Here is an 18791-nt window from a genome sequence, read left to right as displayed (position 1 = left end):
ATAAAATTGAATTATCTTATTAAGTCACATCAAAAATTTAGATATTTGTGCTCAAATTTAAAATACCAATGGCACAAAAACCAAGCATTCCAAAAGGAACACGAGATTTTAATCCCGATCAAGTTGCAAAACGTCAATATATATTTAAAACCATTCAGCATGTTTTCGAAACTTACGGTTTTCAACCTATAGAAACACCAAGTTTTGAGAATTCTGAAACCTTGATGGGTAAATATGGAGATGAAGGGGACCGCTTGATTTTTAAAATTTTGAATTCTGGAGATTATCTTAATAAGGTAAATGATGATTTATATGCTGAAAAGGATTCTACTAAAATAACCTCTAGTATTTCAGAAAAAGCGTTGCGTTACGATTTAACAGTACCTTTTGCACGTTATGTTGTACAGCACCAAAACGAGATTGAATTTCCGTTTAAACGCTACCAAATGCAACCGGTTTGGAGAGCAGACCGACCTCAAAAAGGACGTTTTAGAGAATTTAATCAGTGTGATGCAGATGTTGTAGGATCTAAATCACTTTGGCAAGAAGTAGAATTTGTACAATTATACGATGCTGTTTTTTCTGAATTACATTTAGAAGGTGTTACGATTAAAATTAACAATCGTAAAATATTATCTGGTATAGCAGAAGTTATAGGAGCTAAAGATAAGTTGATTGATTTTACGGTTGCTTTAGATAAATTAGATAAAATAGGCGAGGAGAAGGTAAAAGAAGAAATGTTAGGTAAAGGTATTCCACAAAGTGGTATCGATAAATTACAGCCACTTTTTACGTTATCTGGTACTTTTGAAGCACAAATACAGAGTTTAAAAGAGATTTTAAGCATATCTGAAGAAGGTTTAAAAGGTGTTGAAGAATTAGAATTTATAAATACAGGAATTGATGCTTTAGGTTTAAAAACAGCTGCATTACAATTAGATGTCACCTTGGCTCGTGGATTAAATTACTATACAGGTGCTATTTTTGAAGTTGCTGCACCTAAAGGTGTAGCTATGGGGTCTATTGGTGGTGGAGGTCGTTACGACGATTTAACTGGGATTTTTGGACTTAACGATGTTAGTGGAGTAGGTATTAGTTTTGGATTGGATCGTATTTACTTAGTTCTGGAAGAATTGCAATTATTTCCGGAAGCTGTAAATAAAAATGTAAAAGTATTTTTTATCAATTTTGGAGATAGCGAAGCTTTGTATAGTTTAAAAGCGATTCAGAAATTAAGAGCAGTAGGTATTAATGCCGAATTATATCCTGATGCAGCCAAAATGAAGAAACAAATGAATCATGCAAATAAAAGAATGATTCCGTTTGTGGTTTTAGTGGGAGAGGAAGAAGTTAAATCTGAAGTGTATACGTTGAAAAATATGATAAACGGAGAACAAGATAAAGTAGATTTTAATACATTATTATCAGCTGTTACATCTTAAGAAGCTTATTTTAAATAAATTAAAAAGTCCCGATGCAAATCGGGACTTTTTTGTTATAGCTATTAGGTGAAACGTGTTAATACTTAATAATAACCTTCTTACTTGTACTACCTTTATCTGTGTCCACTTTTACAATGTAATTGCCTTCGGAAATCCGTTGTACTGGAATTTTGCAGTTGTTAGATAAAGGTGCGTTTGTAGTATTCCAAGCTTTAACGGTTTGCCCTAATGTATTGATTAAATATACTTGTCTAATATTAATGTGATTTGGAGTTTTAATATGAAGTTCATCAGTTTTGTCTAAGTAGTTAATTTTGATTTCGCTCAATTCATTTTTAAGATCATCGATATCTAATCTATTTTGATCTTTAAACGCTAAGAAATAACGATCTAAATACTCCCCTTTTTCTAAATGCATCTGATATTTAGAATTGTTGATTTGTGTATAGGTATCCGCATAACTATCATAGATGAATACATCAATAGGCGTATCGAAATTTTCAAGTTCTTTTAAACTGATTTCTACATTACCATCTTTACCTATAAGCATTGCTAAAGGATATTGTTTGGTATCATCAAAAACTCCTACACCCTGAATGATGTAAGTTTTATTATTAATTAAGAATAATAAATCACTTGATAATTCTTCGAAATTTGTAGCATCGTAACCAAAATCAACATCGTCTGTTGCTGCATTATCTGGTGTGAATCCTAACAATAATTGTCTTATTGCATTATCTGGATTTTTAAAACTCAAACGTAAGCGTTGAATATCATTAGTGCTTTCTTCTGTCGTCCCATCAGATCTTGAGAAAATGGATTCGTCATCAGCTTCAGTTTTAAATATACGTTGACCGTTATTAAACATGATATTTCCAGTTTGTGCAGCCGTAATAAAGAATCCTTGAGCTACGGGTATATAACGTTTAGGAGTGTGACTAGCAGCATCTCCAGCTCCAGTAATATCGTCTGGAGCAACAGCAGCATTCCCCCCGGTTAAGTTTAGAGAAGCATAACCACCTAAATATTCTTTAGTAACGTGAGAGCTATTAGTTGTTGATTGTCTCCAAAAGCGTATTTCACCATTGTTACCATTATCATTAAGCATAGATTGATTATCTGTTATAAACGCAAATGCATCTATTGCAGAAGGGTAAGGATTACCAATTAGGGCATCATTACCTGCATCAACATTTACTAAATAATCACCATTATTTGGTTGACCAATAAAGGTAAAACCTGAACTAGATGCACCTTTCATAATAAATCCTAGACCGACTCTAATCTCAGTATTTTCATTAATACGGTTCCATTGGAAGGTTGCAGAATTATAGTTTTCATAAAGGTACAACCAACGCGTACTTATATAAGGAGGATTCCCTGCAGCACCATCATGATTTGGTGTCCAACCAACAGGGGTTGTACCTACATGTAATACTTCTTTTAATGTATAGGTTCTATTATTAGTCGTTCCTGATGTACTTACAGGAGATGCCCAATAGTTATAATTATAAATATTAGTAGTTCCTTCTTGGTTTCTATGTAATGCGCCTGAGCCAGAATAATCTACAACGCTATTTTCCGGTTGCAATAATTGGGCTTCGCCTTCAAGTTTAAGCGTTCCGTCTAATTTAAGATATTTAGACACGGTAATAGGTGTCTTGTCTGGCACTGTTAAGGTGTTATTTTCTACAATTAAACCTAAAACAGAAGTCGAACGGTCTAATGTTACATTGTTTTTAATTTTAACAATGTTCCATTCTATTCCATTTGTATTTGGTATAGGGTTCACATCTGCATTCATCCAAGCCGCAGCAGTATCCCAGTCGGAGTTTCCATTACTTTCATAAGGTAGGGGAGCAGTTTCCTGTTGCATTGTAGTCATGTTTCTTAATACACCCGAAGTTGCTCCATTAGCAGATGCTAAAGTTCCATTAATAATATTCGAGCCCATTTGGTAATACCCTACAAGGTTAGAGTTCCAATCTAATTCACCAATAATATCTATAGGAATAATGGAACCTCTAACTTTTCCTCCATTATTTTGAATTTCTTGATTCATCATCTCTCGAATTTGGTCTATACTAAGTGCTTTGTTCCAAATACGTAATTCGTCTAACCAACCGTTGAAATAATTAGTAGGTAAAATGCTTGATTGGACAGCTCCAAGAAGTGCTAAGTTTGAGTTTATTTGCGGTCCGATTTCATTGTTTTTAGTAGCTTTTAATATACCATCTACATACAATTTATAAGATGAACCATTAAATGTTACAGCAACATGATACCAACGGTTAGAAGATAAGCCTGAGGTAGAAATAGATTTTCCATTATTCCAGTTAAAGGCAACAGTATTACCATTTGTTAGGGTTAGATCGTAACCATTTGTTGCGTTTGACGGACTACGTTTAGATAGTATGGTTTGATTTCCAGTAGTGCTATTTGGTTTAGTCCATATTTCTATACTAAATGGTCCCACCAAATTATATGCATTACCGAAATTAACACTAGTATTAGTACCATTAAAATCGAAATCATTTCCAGAACAAGCCGGGATATTTACAGCAACTTCTGTACTGCTGTCTCCACAAAGTACTCCGTTAGTTACGGTCCATGTTAAGATGTAATTTGTACCACTTTCACCAGTAAATGTCGCATTAGAATCTGTAGTACTAGAGAATACACCACCCAAAGGTAAAGCTGTCCAAACCCCACCTATATTAGCAGTTAGTTGTACAGTAGTATCATCGCAAGAATCTATAGTGGTTAACAGATTTGCTTTAGCTTCTATAAATGGTAAAACAATAACATCGTAAGTTACAGGAACTCCAGCCGCACAACCATAAGGAGATAGAGGTGTAATTGTGTAAGTAACAGTTATTGGAGAACTTGTTTTGTTATTTAGTATATCATTATTCAATGTAAATACATTATTCTCATCGACATCAGCAGCAGTAGAAATTCCATTTGAGGCACTATTATCCCCCGATAGAGCTCTTGTCCAGCTAAACTCCATGTCTGCTTCGGTACCTATAATATTTCCTTCAACTAAAATTTCTGGACTTGTACCACTACAGATAGTTATTTCAGGTTCTGTATCATTAAGAATTCTAGGTGTTGGGTGGATTTCAACCTCAATAATTTCTGGAACTCCATTACAATAGTAATCTGAGTAAAAAGGCCAGCCAGTTTTTACATGATATTCAGGAGTGACATTAATTTGTGTCGATATAGTTTCATTTCCATCATTGCTTAGAGTAAAGGTGTTTTCTCCAATAGATTCTCTTCTAATCCAATTGCTTGATGTTAATGTCCCGTTTATTTCATCATTATTAGTTGATACATAGGATGAATTATATGAAAAAAGAAATTTTATTGTTGAAGCAGAGGAATGATCAATATAAAATTGTGGTGTGATTTCTACTGTGGGACAATATCCATCTTGTTTAGGATTAAAGGTTATATCCATCCCTCCAAAAATACCTCCTAAACCAAAGTAGTTAATAACTATACTATTAGAAGTAACACTAGAACACAAAGCGTCTGTTGTTCTCAATCTATAATAATATTCATCTTGAGGCGGTGAGAAGGTTGAATTAGTAGCTCCAGAAATATTGCTCCATGAATTATTATTAGTACTTCTTTGCCATTGGTATGTATAATTTCCAGAACCTCCTGAAGAAGGGGTTGTGATATGTAAATCTGCAGGATCTTGTAACCAGCAAACATCCTGTGTGTCTCCAATCACAGGAACAGTTAAAGGGGAATATACTTCTACAGTTGCAGTCACTACTTCACTTACACATCCTTGTCTAGTCGCCGTTACTGTGAATGTTACCGTTTGGGTTTCAGTAGTGTTATTAGTGAAATTTCCAGAAACTATTAAAGGATTATTTCTATTAGAGGGAGTCCCAGATCCAGATGAGGCAAACCCTGTAACATTAATGGTATTGTCTCGGGACCATGTATAAGTCGTATTACCATTTGTGTTATAAGTATTGCTTAATTCTAATGAGAAAGTGCCTCCATCGCAAATAGTTTGCTCGATTGGAGAAATTTCAACAATAGGTGTTGGGGTAACTCTAATTTGTATATTTTCAATAACATTACTTTCACAACCATTTGCAATAGCCCAAACTTTAAAAGTAACTATTCTATTTTGATGATAAGTACTTTCTAGTATACCAGAAATACTTGAGCCTGTACCACTTTCCATACCTGAAATAGACGTTTCGCTGTCTGTACGTTCCCAAAAATATTCAACATCTTCAAGAGCATTTATGTTTAAAATTTCAATAGGGGTAATTTCACTGTCACTACACACGGTTTCATTAAACTCAGGTCTTAAATCTGGATTTATACCAATTATAAGTTCTGGATTTACCGTAATAGTTGCAGTTGTAGTTTCACTAGCACAGCCATTAGCATTGGCAGTAATAGTAAACGTAGTTGTTTGTGGGGAACTTGTTGTGTTGACTAGTGTTCCTGAAATTGGAGAGCCAGTACCACTTTCTAATCCCGTTAACCCGGTTGTATTATTTCGCGTCCAGCTATAAGTTACACCAGAGATGTTATTTGGATTGCTTATCACAATAGGAGCGATGCCATCACCAAAACAAATGGTTTGTAAGGTATTGTTAGCAGAAACAGTAGGAGCAGGGTTAACAATAACATCTACAGTAATAGATTCTGAAATACAATTGTATTCTGAATTTGCTCTAACGGTGAATCTAGTTGTTTGTGGTGTATTTGTAGTGTTTGTTAAACTTACATTGATGGTGTTACTGTCTCCTGTCGATGTACCTGTAATTCCAGACGTATTAGTTCGAGACCATATATACGTTAAAGTTTTATCAACATTATTGTCGTCGATTATTGTAATGGCTGTGGTCTCACCAGAACAAATAACATTATTAAAAGTAGCATTAGGATCTAGGATAAGTTCAGGTTTAGGGTTTACTGTTATTGTAGCTGTTGTTTCACTTGTACATCCGTTAGCCGTAGCTGTAATTGTAAAGGTTGTAGTTTCTGGCGTTCCAGTTGTATTAGTTAACGATCCTGAAATTGGAGAACCATTACCGCTAGCAGCTATTCCTGTTAAGTTAGTAGAGTTATTACGTGTCCAAGAATAAGAAATACCAGTTACGCTATTATCGTTTAGAATATTTATAGGAGAAATAGATCCGTCGCTACAAATAGTCTGACTTGATTGATTTACAGAAATCACAGGTTCTGGGTTTACAGTTACAGCTGCTGTAGTTTCACTTGTACATCCGTTAGCTGTTGCCGTAATTGTAAAGGTTGTAGTTTGTGGAGTTCCGGTTGTATTGGCTAACGATCCTGAAATTGGAGAACCATTACCGCTAGTAGGAATTCCAGTTAAGTTAGTAGTGTTATCACGAGTCCACGAGTATGTAGTACCGCCAACGCTATTAGTATTTAATATATTGATAGGAGTAATTGTACCATCGCTACAAATAATCTGACTCGGTTGATCTACAGAAATCACAGGTTCTGGATTAACTGTTACCGTTGCAGTTGTTTCACTTGTACATCCATTAGCTGTTGCCGTAATTGTAAAGGTTGTAGTTTGTGCAGTTCCAGTTGTATTGGTTAATGCTCCAGAAATTGGTGATCCATTACCGCTTGTCGCTAATCCTGTTAGGTTTGAAGTATTGTCTCTAATCCAAGAATAAGAAACCCCAGTTACGTTATTAGTGTTTAATATATTGATCGGTTCAATTGAACCGTCACTACAAATAGTCTGACTTGGTTGATCTACAGAAATTACAGGTTCTGGATTAACCGTTACAGTAGCTGTAGTTTCGCTCGTACATCCGTTAGCTGTTGCTGTAATTGTAAAGGTTGTGGTTTGAGGCGTTCCAGTTGTATTAGTTAACGATCCTGAAATTGGAGAACCATTACCGCTAGTAGGAATTCCAGTTAAGTTTGAAATATTGTTACGAGTCCAAGAATAAGAAATACCGCCAACACTATTAGTATTTAATATATTGATAGGAGTAATTGTACCATCGCTACAAATAGTCTGACTTGGTTGATCTACAGAAATCACAGGTTCTGGATTAACTGTTACCGTTGCAGTTGTTTCACTTGTACATCCATTAGCTGTTGCCGTAATTGTAAAGGTTGTAGTTTGTGCAGTTCCAGTTGTATTGGTTAATGCTCCAGAAATTGGTGATCCATTACCGCTTGTCGCTAATCCTGTTAGGTTTGAAGTATTGTCTCTAATCCAAGAATAAGAAACCCCAGTTACGTTATTAGTGTTTAATATATTGATCGGTTCAATTGAACCGTCACTACAAATAGTCTGACTTGGTTGATCTACAGAAATTACAGGTTCTGGATTAACCGTTACAGTAGCTGTAGTTTCGCTCGTACATCCGTTAGCTGTTGCTGTAATTGTAAAGGTTGTGGTTTGAGGCGTTCCAGTTGTATTAGTTAACGATCCTGAAATTGGAGAACCATTACCGCTAGTAGGAATTCCAGTTAAGTTTGAAATATTGTTACGAGTCCAAGAATAAGAAATACCGGTTACGCTATTATCGTTAAGAATATTTATAGGAGAAATAGAACCATCACTACAAATAATCTGACTCGGTTGATCTACAGAAATTACAGGTTCTGGATTAACTGTTACCGTAGCAGTTGTTTCACTTGTACATCCGTTAGCCGTAGCTGTAATTGTAAAGGTTGTGGTTTGAGGCGTTCCGGTTGTATTAGTTAACGATCCTGAAATTGGTGATCCATTACCACTAGTAGTAATTCCTGTTAAGTTAGTAGTGTTATCACGTGTCCAAGAATAAGAGATACTATCTACACTATTAGTATTTAAAATATTTATAGGTGAAATAGAACCATCACTACAAATAGTTTGACTTGCTTGATTTACGGAAATTACAGGTTCTGGATTTACAGTTACAGCATAATTTGTGGAAATAGTTCTAGTTCCACAATCATTTTGGCCTTGTACACTAATATTACCAGAAATAGCTGTTGCCATGTCATAGTCTACTTCAATAGTATTTTTACCAGCCCCAGAAACAATACTTGCACCAGTTGGTAAAGTCCATAAATAATTAGTTGCGTTATCGATTGAAGGTACTGTATATTCTACATTTGTTTCACCTTGACAAACAACGTTAGTTCCAGTAATGGTGCCTGCTGCAAGTGGTAACGGATCTACATTAATAGCTATAGAAATGCAAGCTGTTTCACCACAATCGTCATTATATCGTGCGAAATAGGTTGTAGTTATGGTAGGAGATACAACAATATTATTTTCCGTACCGGCAGAAGTTCCTTCACAACTATCAGTAAACCATTCTATAATTGCACCTGTACCTAAAGTACCGCCAGAAACATTAAGTGTTGTAGACGTACCTTCGCAAATCGTATTGCTGTTAGAAGATGTTATTGTTGTTGGAGCAGTTGATTTTTCATTAACGCTAACCAATAATTCTGAAGCTGTAACACTTTCTCCACAGTCGTTCACACCAACTACAGAAATTGTAAAACTAGCTAGCGGAGTGTTAGAAATATCTAAAGCTATGGAATTGGTGTTAGATGTACCGTTAAAAGTTGCAGAATCATTAGAAATTGTCCAGTTATAAGATATTGTATTTGGTAAACTTGAAATTGTGTAATCGACCATAGTCTCTCCTGGACATAGAATAGTCGGTCCGGTAATGTTTTCTGGGGTACCTGGAACTGTTTTAAACGTTATCGGTAAGAGCGTAGTATCTCCAGTAGCGCATTCATTTTTTGCATCAACAGTTATAGCACCGCTAGTGGCATTGTTAAAATCGACTGTTATAGTATTTGTTCCATCTCCAGAGGCGATTGTAGCCCCAGTTGGTAGCGTCCAATTGTACGAAGTAGCTCCTGGAATTTCTATTACGGTATAGGTTTGAGAAGCACCATAACAAATACCTGAAACAGGAGAAACAAAAGTAGGAGCGCTTGGAACGTCTTTGACGCTAATTGAAAGGCTAGACTGCAATGAGTTACCACCACAATCACCAACACCATTAGCAACCACTGTTACATTTCCAGAATTGGCATTTACATAATCTACAGTTATACTATTTGTTGTGGTAACTAAATTTCCAGTTGTAGGCGAAGCACCTGAAGGAAGAGTCCATGTATAATTTTCGGCATTGGTAATTGCTGGAACGGTGTAAGTTATAGTGCTAGAATTTTTGCAAACCTCTTGCTGTCCCGTTATTACACCAATAGTGGTACCATCTAAAGAACCTTCTCTTGTCACAGTAACAGTGATGCAATCTGTGGTATTACAAGTACCTTGATAGTTTACATAAAACGTTTTAGATTCTCCTTCGGGTATATTGACATTTAGATCATTTCCCTCCCCTTTATAAGTTCCGTTACAATTTCCTTCATACCATCTCGGTATAGAGCCATCCGCTAAAGTACCACCGCTAACTTTAAGATTAATATTACTATTTTGACCGAGATGATTAATACAAATATTGGATCCAATATATTCTGTACTGTTAACGTGTATTGTAGTCGGAGCTTCATTTAATTTTATAACATCTATGCTATTATTAGACCTTGCAGTGCCTTCAGGCGTAGTTATTTCAACGTTACCATTCCCTACAGAACCACTACTTACAGTGGCTGTTATTTGAGTATTAGAGTTTATAGAGAAGCTACTAGCATTTGCATTTCCAATGCGCACTTGAGAAGTATTATTTAAATTTGTTCCTGTAATTATAACTTGTCCGCCAACGCATACAGATAAAGGGCTTATACTAGTAATTGTAGGAGTAAGATTTACTGTATAAGTGAATTTTACTCGCCCATTTGCACCTGCACCACCAGTTTTAAAATTAGCACTACCATTATCATTGCCAATAGCATTTCCGCCACCGCCACCGCCACCAGGACTATTTCCTGATTGACCATTATTGTCGGAACCACCAGTACCACCAGTGTTAGAAGCTCTTGCCGCATCACCGCCTTTTCCTCCAGTTTGGTTAGAACCACCTTGTCCTTGCTGTCCGTTCTCACTATTGTTACCAGTGGCACTTCCTCCAGTTCCTGCTTGTCCGTTACTGTTACCATTTCCGCCTTCTCCGCCTTTTCCTCCACCAGCGGTTAAAGTGGGTCCTGTAGGGGGAGTAAGAGACGTGTTTCCACCATTATTACCATTACCAGAACTGTTAGAGATAGCACCTCCATTGCTGACTGTAAAGTTAAATGTTTGTCCTGGGGTAATATTATTATAGGTTTGAGAGATATATGCGCCACCGCCACCGCCACCGCCAGAGAGGTTATCTTTCTTTGAACCACCACCAGCGCCACCTGCTCCCCATATTTCTACGGTTACTGAAGTTACTCCAGCGGGTACTGTCCAAGATCCGTTACCACTATTATTAAAGTTCTTTACTTCTTGCCCCAAAACACTTTGTGAGCTAAAAGCAAATAAACTCACAAGCAAAATTAAGGAAGCTGAATTTTTTAATGAAATAAATCGTCCGAATCGGGCAGGAGTTTGTGTAACAGATAATGTAATTCGCGAAGTAATGTTATGCATGTTTGGTCAGTTATTACGTTAGTATGTAATTTTATGATTTGTACTGTCAAGTCTTTAAAATTAATTTAGTTGTGCTAAATATTTGCTAGACCAGCGTTTAAAGTTAAGATTGTTTCTGAGATATTTTAAATCTATGTTAAAAAATACATAAATAAAGTAATGTTTTTTCAAGATAAAATTAAATAGAGATACAAAAAGTGCGTTTTTAATAGATAATCACGTTTAAAAAACGAAAAGTGATTAAGTGTATTTATATTCCTTTCTATTAGTTTAGGATGTATATCCGTTTTAATTGCACATATAAAAGGTGTCATAAAATAAGGTTTTTATGAATTAAACAATTTTGAGTATTGTGGTATTAATTTTGAATATTAGGAGAAATTCATATTAATTATAAATGGAAATCGAGAATCTTTAGATGAATAAAAATTAATGAACTATATTTTGATTATATAGGAATGCTCTATAGAGGTAATAGTCTTATTAGTCTGTAAATGAATAGGTGTTTAATAATTTTGTTAATATTTATCAGTAGGAAATTCGAATCCATCTAAAGCATGACTTCAAACTCTATTCTCAAAAAGCACAAACATTTAAGTCGTATTTTATTCAATTAAAAAATTCAAAATTTGAATTGCAGCATCACTAATCAAGGCATCCGATTTCAAAATAATGGCAACACCATAATCCTCTAAGGTTTTACAATCTATTTCTGATACGTTTTCGCCGTCTACAATAACTAAAATATCATTACATCCATAATTTGATAACGAATCTATAATTTCGGAAATCTTGTGAATAAAATCATGCGTTAAATAAGATATGTGAATGACATGTACATCGTTTTCTATAGCTTGTTTTGAAAGGTCTTTAGCCGATTGAAATAAAGGAGAAAGATCTACATCGAAACCAATATCAGCATATGCTGATGCTATAAATTTTATGTTGTGGTCGTCGTTTTTTTGTTCTAATTTGGAAAGTAATAACCGAGGTTGACGTCCTTCTTGTGTAGCAAAAATATCTGAAAGCGCTTTGGCTTTTAAAAATGATGCTTTGTCTGTTTCTTTGTTACTTTTCATATTAAATACTAGTTTAAAGCATTGTAAATTTCACTTAAAGTGGCATGATTGCGTACAGCTTCTATAGCTAATGTTAATAGATTTTCGTTGCTGTTATGGGTTGCTTTTTTTAATCTTAAAAGTGCGTTAGTTATAGCATCTTCATCTCTATTAAGAGGTGTTTCTTGTAAAGGTTGAAATGAATTTTTATCTTCTGATTTGTTGAGGTTAGAAGTGTTCACATTCAATTGATACAATGTTGTTTGAATGCTATCAGGAAGTTTTCCTAATGTTTCATAGGCTTCAAATAATTCCCAAGTTTTTTCAGCAAAATCAGAAGTTCGTTTTTCAACATAAAAACTTCCTGCCCAAGGATCGACAGTTTTTGTAATCTGGGTTTCCTCTTTTAAATACAACTGAATATTTCTATCCAATCGTTCTGACTCTGATGTTGAGGTATACAGAGATTGTGTTTGTAAACTTTGGCTGCCACCAAAAGCTGCTGCAGCAGCTTCTATAGTTGTTTTTGTTACAGAATGACACAAATCTGAATTCGAAAACCCGTTTGAAATGGTTCTGCTATGTATATGTAATGCTAAAGATTTTTCGTTTTTAGGATGATGAGATTTTACAATTTTAGCCCATAACATTCGGGCTGCTCGTAGTTTTGCAATTTCTGTAAAATGCTGTAAGCCTAATTCAAAATTAAAGGATAGGCGAGGAGTAATGTCGTCTATTTTTAATCCTGATGCTAAGCCTTCTTTAAGCTGTTTATTTCCGCAAATTAACATTAATGCCAGTTGGGTTTCAGGATTAGAAGTTATGGTGTGTAAGGTGTCTCCTGAAATTGAAATACTATTAAATTTTGGTAAATTCGTTTTTGCATAAGCTAAAATGTCTGATGTTATTCTTTCAGAATTTTTAGCTCTATTTTGAATGTTTAAATCCGTTAACACATCAACATTAAAATTTCCTTTTAGCTGTTCAAGATTTAAATTCTGTGTTTCTGCTGTTACGATATAAAAGGCCAAAAGAGGTAATGAAATAGCATTGTCGCTTAAGGAAATACTTATTTCTTCTAAAGATATATGTTTAAAAATGCCTTTAAAATGCTCTAGTGTTTCAATATTGAATTTTTCATTTTGTTTCCAATCTAAGTCTAAATAAAAAGAGCGTTGTCCAGCTTTAAACTGACGGATATAAAAGGCATTATAAGCTTCTGAAGAATAAAATTGTGCAGACTGATTAATGTTCCAAGTGGACGTTACATACATGGTAGATGAAATGCCACGTAAATAAGGTGATATTCCAGCAGCAAAATCTAAGTGATGTAAATCTTCAAGATCAACTTCAGAAAAAGTTGATTGTATAGTAGAATTTTCCGAAGAAAAATCAGACTTATTTTGATTCTTTTTAGCGGGTTTTTCAGTAGACTTTAAAGTAATATGTTGTAGATTTTTTCTACTCATTTTATATTTTGGATATACTAATTTTCAGATTTCAATCTGTTTTGTTCTAGAGCTTCAGCCAAACGTCTTGGAATAATAGGCTCTAGTAATGTTTTTCTTGGATTTTGCTTCACAAACGGGTACAATTCCAAATTCTCTTTCATCCGGTTTTCCGAATTTATATGTTTGTTGGTGCCAATTAAAGTCAATTCGGAAGTATTAAATTGTTCTTGCTCTTTTGCTGCACTTTCTTTAATTTTCTTCTGAATTAATCCCTCTTTCAATAATTTTAAAAATCCGCCTTGAGCTTCAATATCTTTAAATAAAATGAGTGCTTTCTCTGCCAATTGATGAGTTAAAGATTCTATATAATAGGAACCATCTGAAGGATTATTTATATTCCCAAAATCACTTTCTTCTTTTAATGTAAGTAACTGTTGTCTAGCCATGTGTTCACCAGAAACATTGTTTTTATGGAAAAGGGAATCGAATGCCACGTTGTAAATACTATCTGCTCCACCTAAAACTGCACTCATACTTTCGGTAGTTGTTCGCAACATATTTGTTTTATTATCGTAAATAGTTTTGTTACGTTTTGTTGGACCAGTAATAATATGACATTGCGTATTTACATTATATTCTGAAGCCAAAGTACTCCATAAAAGGCGTATAGCCCGAAGCTTGGCAATTTCGAAAAAGTAATTAGAACCGATAGTAACTTTAAAAGTGATTTCTGTGTGAAATAGATTTGAAAACCGATTTAAATATTCGTTAGCATGTGCTAAACTATAAGCGAGTTGCTGCGTAATTGTAGCTCCGGCATTTTGATAGACACCTAGATTTACACTAACGCTACTTTTTAAGTTGGTGCAATTTTTTAATACAGTTTCTAAAGTATTATAATCTGATTGAAGTGTTGTATACCAATTACCGTCTTCGGTAAGATGACCAATAATATCGAAATTCACATAAAAAAACGCCTGTGTTTCTAATGTGATTTGATTTAGTTTTTCTATAAATTTTGAAGAACAGAATTGCAAATCAAAATAAATAGGAACTAAAGAAAGATCTATATTTTGTAATAATTTATCTATGTCGCAGCGTTCTGTAGCAATAATAAAAGCTAAAGCTTCGGTTCCATTTTTTAATCCATTTAGAGCTAAACTATTTGATTTTTCTTCAGAATTAACAAAAATTGTTTGTGTGATTTTAAACGGTGTTGTGCTAGATTTTAAATTGAAATGAGGTGCTTTTAAATCTTCTTTTTGATAAAAAGGTTTAACATTAATATCTTCGTTAGTATGCCAAATAAGCGTGTTGTTATAATCGGCTCCATTTAAATCAAATTGGATTTTTTGTTTCCAAGCCTTTGCGGATACCGTGTAAAATTCATCAAACAAATTAGGTTTACTCATCTGTTTGTGGTTTTAAGCTGTCTTCATATTCAATAATATAAATATCTTCATTTTCCCGCTTTAAATAATAGGTTTCTCTTGCAAACTTTTCGATACCTTCTTCTGTATTTAATTTTTTATACGCTTTACGATCTTTAGTGATTTCGTTTATATAATACTCTTTTTGCTCGTTAAGATCGTCGATGTCGTTATTCAATTCATTATGAATTAAAAAAGAATTACTATCAAAAAATAACATCCAAATAGCAAAGCCAATCCCCGGAATTACAAAGGCATTTTTAAAAGGTTTGACATATTTGTGATTGAAAAAATTCAATTTCATAATAGTTTTTCATTAATAATTGTACGCACAATATCAATTGCAACGGTGTTGAATTTATTGTTAGGAATGATGATGTCTGCATATTCCTTCATCGGTTCAATAAATTGCTGATGCATAGGTTTTAAAGTGGTTAAGTAGCGGTTTAAAACTTCGTCTAAATCACGACCACGTTCAGCAATATCACGTTTTAATCGTCTAATTAATCGTTCATCACTATCTGCATGAACAAATATTTTAATATCGAATAAATCACGAATATCAGGATGTGTAAAAATCAAAATACCTTCAACAATCATAACTTTTCTAGGATGCGTTAAAATGGTATCGCTAGTTCTATTGTGTTTTACAAAAGAATACACCGGTTGCTGGATAGGCTCCCCAGATTTAAGTTGTTTTAAGTGCTTGACAAGTAAATCAAAATCAATGGACTTTGGATGATCGAAATTAATTAATTTACGCTCGTCGTAAGATAGGTGGGAGGTGTCGTTATAATAGGAATCTTGAGATATTATACCAACTTCTGCCTCTGGAAGTTCATTTAAAATTTGATTAACAACTGTTGTTTTCCCACAACCTGTACCACCAGTAAGTCCTATAATTAGCATTGATTTTTTTGTTTTATGAATTGACAAATTTAAGGTTAATTCTTCGGAATAATTTTAACTATTCCAACATTTTCTACCCCTACGTAAATATATCCATCTGGGCCTTGCACAATAGAGCGCACACGCCCGATATCTTGTAATAATTTTTCTTCTTTAATAACTTTATTCCCTTTTAGGATACAACGGTCTACGTATTGAAATTTTAAAGAACCAACCAATATATTTCCTTTCCATCCTGCGTAAATATCGCTTGTGACATAACACATGCCGGAGGGCGCAATTGAAGGCGTCCAATGATGAATAGGTGATTCCATTCCTTCCATTTCGGTATAGTCTGAAATAGATGTTCCCCAGTAATTTATACCATAAGTTACAAGTGGCCACCCATAATTTTTTCCAGCTGAAATGATATTTATTTCATCGCCTCCTTTTGGACCATGCTCGTGTGCCCAAATTTTATTTGTTTCTGGATTCATAATCATACCCTGCGGATTTCTATGTCCGTAAGAATATATTGCCTTTTTAGCATTGGGACTGTTTACAAACGGATTGTCTGTTGGTATAGTACCGTCATCATTTAATCGGTAGATTTTACCGCCATCTCTTGTAATATCTTGCGGATTTTCATCTCTTTCTCCACGTTCACCAATACTAAAAAACAGGTAGTTGTTTTCATCGAAAAGGATACGTGAACCAAAATGATTTCCACCATTTGTATTTGGAGTGGCTTTATATAAAAGTTCTTTATTGGTTAACACGTTATTACTTATTTTGGCACGCATTAGAGCCGTGTTTGCTCCCGAACCTTCGCCTTCGGAAGAAGCGTAAGTAAAATAAATCCATCCGTTATTTATATAATCAGGATGTAATGCAACATCCAACAAACCACCCTGACCTAGTTGTTCTATTATAGGTAATCCTGAAACTGTGGTTTTCTTACCACCCTTAAAATGGATTAAATTTCCGGATTTTTCTGTAATTATTATAGACTGATCAGGTAGAAATACAAAACCCCAAGGGATATTAATATCGGAAACTACAGTTTCGTATGAATATTCAGCTTCATTAGATTTTTCTTCTTGAGCACAAGCAAAAAAATGTAGTAATAAAAGTGTTGACAATAAGTGCTTTATGTAGTGCATAATGTGTATTTTAAAATGATAGTTACAATTTACTGAAAAAAGCACTTGTTTTTAAAGAAAAGTTATATATTTGCACCTCAATAATAACCTCGGGGTGTAGCGTAGCCCGGTTATCGCGCCACGTTTGGGACGTGGAGGCCGCAGGTTCGAATCCTGCCACCCCGACGAAAAAAAAGCTTTGCAATTACTGCAAAGCTTTTTTCGTTTTATTTATATCCAATTCTTCTAGATTATGTGAAAGTGGTGTGCAGTTTTGTGAACTGTAATATTATAATTTTGTAAAAATTTTAGAGCACTTAATTTAGGGTCAAGCAGAACGGTCTCGGCTATGAGCATTTGCGTGGTTAAGTACTTAACTCTGCATGTACACACCGAGTTGGAAATTCCGCAGGAATTTCCAAAGTAGGCGAAAACAAGCAATTACTTATAGCCATTGTTGTGTGCAGTTTTTTATTCCGCTATTCTATTCTTTAAGTCTATTCTTTCGTGCAATATTCTTGTTATTTCAACATAATGCTCGCTTAAAGTTCTGTAGAATATTATATGTCGATTTGATTTCATTCCCAAAAGTAGTTTTGAAATTCCCTCGTAGTTTTTTCCTAAATCTGGATTATCAGCAATTTCTTGACAGCTATAAATCAGTTCGTCATAATATTTATCCGCTTGGTTTTCCGACCAGACTTCAAAGGTGTAATCCCAAATCTTTGATAAATCCTCAACAGCTTTGTTTGTCAACTTATATTCAGCCATTCGAGAGCTTTTTTACCTTTAGGGATTCAAGATGTTTTTTTTGGTCAAAGTCGTGAGCTATTCCGCTGTCAATCCCTTCTTCAATTGCTTTTTTCAATGCAATGACTTTACTCTCTTCTTCTTCTAAAAGTCTTAATCCTGCACGAATAACTTCGCTAACATTTTTAAATCTTCCTTCACTTATGCTACTTTGCACGAATTGGTCAAAATAATTTCCGAGTGATATTGATGTGTTTTTGTTCATTTGAGTACTTATTTATTTAAATATACCAAAATTTGGTATAAATGCAAAATTTTTCTCTAATTGCACACAACTTGGGGATAAACTCTATATTTAATAAAAAACAGATTAGATTTTGGATATAGAATTAGTTCAGTATTTGTTACCGGAAAGCCTATTAGAATATTTTGATCTTGTATCTGATAATAGTAAATCATCAGATATGCAATTCTATCTAGAAGAGAAAAATATACTTCCTCAAGAATATCAGTCAGAACTAGCCCAATCAAAAGAATTCTTGACAGAAATCACTATTGAAGATTTTCCGCTTCGAGGAAAACCTGTACTTCTGCATATAAAGTGAAGATGTTGGAAACTCCTTTATACTGTTAAGATCATAAAAAGAGATTGGAATTTAATAGCTAAAGGCACTCGAACAACTAGCTAGTTTGCCTTTTTTTTTTAAAGTATCTCTTGATTCTCACGCTGTAAGTGCAAAACGGTTTGGTGACTACTACAAAAACCATTTTAGAGACTTCAAGGATTGGTCACAAAAGGAACATGCTCAAGACTGGTTGCTTTTTGGTAAGAATTTAGAGCACAATTTAGAGGTGTAAGTGATTTGAAATTCTTCATGTATAGACTAACTAAATTATATGCCTAAAATTTAAAGCTCCCCAAGAATATTACTTGATACGTAACAGGTTTATATCTTAATTTCCCAAAGTTTGCTCTTTGTTATGATTTGAGCAACAAAATGTATGATATGAGAAATTTAAATTAAGGCAGCTAAATTATATTTGTTTTTTATA

General features: G+C 34.3%; 12 protein-coding genes and 1 tRNA gene. 4 read left to right on the top strand and 9 right to left on the bottom strand.

Features of this window, described 5'->3' with window-relative positions:
• Window positions 1-68 precede the first annotated feature (68 nt).
• A complete protein-coding gene (gene hisS, locus R6X41_RS12945; protein WP_318500762.1) occupies window positions 69-1442 on the top strand; it encodes a histidine--tRNA ligase in 1374 nt (457 codons plus the stop codon).
• Between the two features lie 76 nt (window positions 1443-1518).
• Here the strand turns inward: hisS and R6X41_RS12940 are convergent, their stop codons facing one another.
• From R6X41_RS12940 to R6X41_RS12910, 7 genes are all read right to left on the bottom strand, one after another.
• Window positions 1519-11019 carry a PKD-like domain-containing protein gene (locus R6X41_RS12940; RefSeq protein ID WP_318500761.1) on the bottom strand — a complete coding sequence of 3167 codons (9501 nt, stop codon included), beginning with the start codon at window positions 11017-11019 and terminating at the stop codon, window positions 1519-1521.
• Between the two features lie 605 nt (window positions 11020-11624).
• Window positions 11625-12098 (bottom strand): hypothetical protein, encoded by a 474-nt coding sequence (locus R6X41_RS12935; RefSeq protein WP_318500760.1) that lies wholly within the window; start codon window positions 12096-12098, stop codon window positions 11625-11627.
• 8 nt (window positions 12099-12106) lie between these two features.
• Window positions 12107-13546 (bottom strand): methylmalonyl-CoA mutase family protein, encoded by a 1440-nt coding sequence (locus R6X41_RS12930; RefSeq protein ID WP_318500759.1) that lies wholly within the window; start codon window positions 13544-13546, stop codon window positions 12107-12109.
• A 17-nt stretch (window positions 13547-13563) separates the two neighbouring features.
• Window positions 13564-14940: a methylmalonyl-CoA mutase subunit beta gene (locus R6X41_RS12925; protein WP_318500758.1), complete on the bottom strand. Its 1377-nt coding sequence runs from the start codon at window positions 14938-14940 to the stop codon at window positions 13564-13566.
• On the bottom strand, window positions 14933-15262 hold the full coding sequence (locus tag R6X41_RS12920; protein WP_318500757.1) for an FtsB family cell division protein: 330 nt from the start codon (window positions 15260-15262) through the stop codon (window positions 14933-14935). The genes R6X41_RS12925 and R6X41_RS12920 overlap by 8 nt, the downstream gene beginning before the upstream one ends.
• Window positions 15259-15867, bottom strand: a complete 609-nt coding sequence (gene udk, locus R6X41_RS12915; protein WP_318500756.1) for a uridine kinase — start codon at window positions 15865-15867, stop codon at window positions 15259-15261. The genes R6X41_RS12920 and udk overlap by 4 nt, the downstream gene beginning before the upstream one ends.
• Before the next feature lie 35 nt (window positions 15868-15902).
• Window positions 15903-17009, bottom strand: coding sequence for a PQQ-dependent sugar dehydrogenase (locus R6X41_RS12910; protein ID WP_318500755.1), 1107 nt, complete (start codon window positions 17007-17009; stop codon window positions 15903-15905).
• Between the two features lie 90 nt (window positions 17010-17099).
• On the opposite strand from R6X41_RS12910, the gene R6X41_RS12905 reads away from it, so the two are divergent.
• Window positions 17100-17174: transfer RNA gene (locus R6X41_RS12905), tRNA-Pro, on the top strand.
• A gap of 285 nt (window positions 17175-17459) precedes the next feature.
• On the opposite strand, the gene R6X41_RS12900 is transcribed toward R6X41_RS12905, so the two are convergent.
• Both R6X41_RS12900 and R6X41_RS12895 read right to left on the bottom strand, forming a co-directional pair.
• Window positions 17460-17759, bottom strand: coding sequence for a type II toxin-antitoxin system RelE/ParE family toxin (locus R6X41_RS12900; protein WP_318500754.1), 300 nt, complete (start codon window positions 17757-17759; stop codon window positions 17460-17462).
• Window positions 17752-18003: a type II toxin-antitoxin system ParD family antitoxin gene (locus tag R6X41_RS12895; protein WP_318500753.1), complete on the bottom strand. Its 252-nt coding sequence runs from the start codon at window positions 18001-18003 to the stop codon at window positions 17752-17754. The genes R6X41_RS12900 and R6X41_RS12895 overlap by 8 nt, the downstream gene beginning before the upstream one ends.
• Window positions 18004-18115: 112 nt before the next feature.
• Between R6X41_RS12895 and R6X41_RS19840 the strand changes: the two genes are divergently transcribed.
• Together R6X41_RS19840 and R6X41_RS12885 are read left to right on the top strand one after the other, a co-directional pair.
• Window positions 18116-18343: an ISAon1 family transposase N-terminal region protein gene (locus R6X41_RS19840; RefSeq protein WP_489670887.1), complete on the top strand. Its 228-nt coding sequence runs from the start codon at window positions 18116-18118 to the stop codon at window positions 18341-18343.
• 85 nt (window positions 18344-18428) lie between these two features.
• Window positions 18429-18596 carry a hypothetical protein gene (locus tag R6X41_RS12885; protein WP_318500751.1) on the top strand — a complete coding sequence of 56 codons (168 nt, stop codon included), beginning with the start codon at window positions 18429-18431 and terminating at the stop codon, window positions 18594-18596.
• Window positions 18597-18791: the final 195 nt, after the last annotated feature.

Source organism: Formosa sejongensis, assembly GCF_033447105.1.
In the GTDB taxonomy this organism is placed as follows: Bacteria; Bacteroidota; Bacteroidia; order Flavobacteriales; family Flavobacteriaceae; genus Formosa.
Note: the sequence above shows the minus strand (reverse complement) of the source record. Positions and strands in the feature narration are given on the sequence as shown.

What these genes read in the sequence shown, in the direction of transcription:
- R6X41_RS12940 (WP_318500761.1), bottom strand. Translation starts at nt 11,019, where the DNA reads ATGCATAACATTACTTCGCGAATTACATTATCTGTTACACAAACTCCT.
- hisS (WP_318500762.1), top strand. Translation starts at nt 69, where the DNA reads ATGGCACAAAAACCAAGCATTCCAAAAGGAACACGAGATTTTAATCCC.
- udk (WP_318500756.1), bottom strand. Translation starts at nt 15,867, where the DNA reads ATGCTAATTATAGGACTTACTGGTGGTACAGGTTGTGGGAAAACAACA.
- R6X41_RS12930 (WP_318500759.1), bottom strand. Translation starts at nt 13,546, where the DNA reads ATGAGTAGAAAAAATCTACAACATATTACTTTAAAGTCTACTGAAAAA.
- R6X41_RS12925 (WP_318500758.1), bottom strand. Translation starts at nt 14,940, where the DNA reads ATGAGTAAACCTAATTTGTTTGATGAATTTTACACGGTATCCGCAAAG.
- R6X41_RS12910 (WP_318500755.1), bottom strand. Translation starts at nt 17,009, where the DNA reads ATGCACTACATAAAGCACTTATTGTCAACACTTTTATTACTACATTTT.
- R6X41_RS12895 (WP_318500753.1), bottom strand. Translation starts at nt 18,003, where the DNA reads ATGAACAAAAACACATCAATATCACTCGGAAATTATTTTGACCAATTC.
- R6X41_RS12935 (WP_318500760.1), bottom strand. Translation starts at nt 12,098, where the DNA reads ATGAAAAGTAACAAAGAAACAGACAAAGCATCATTTTTAAAAGCCAAA.
- R6X41_RS12900 (WP_318500754.1), bottom strand. Translation starts at nt 17,759, where the DNA reads ATGGCTGAATATAAGTTGACAAACAAAGCTGTTGAGGATTTATCAAAG.
- R6X41_RS12920 (WP_318500757.1), bottom strand. Translation starts at nt 15,262, where the DNA reads ATGAAATTGAATTTTTTCAATCACAAATATGTCAAACCTTTTAAAAAT.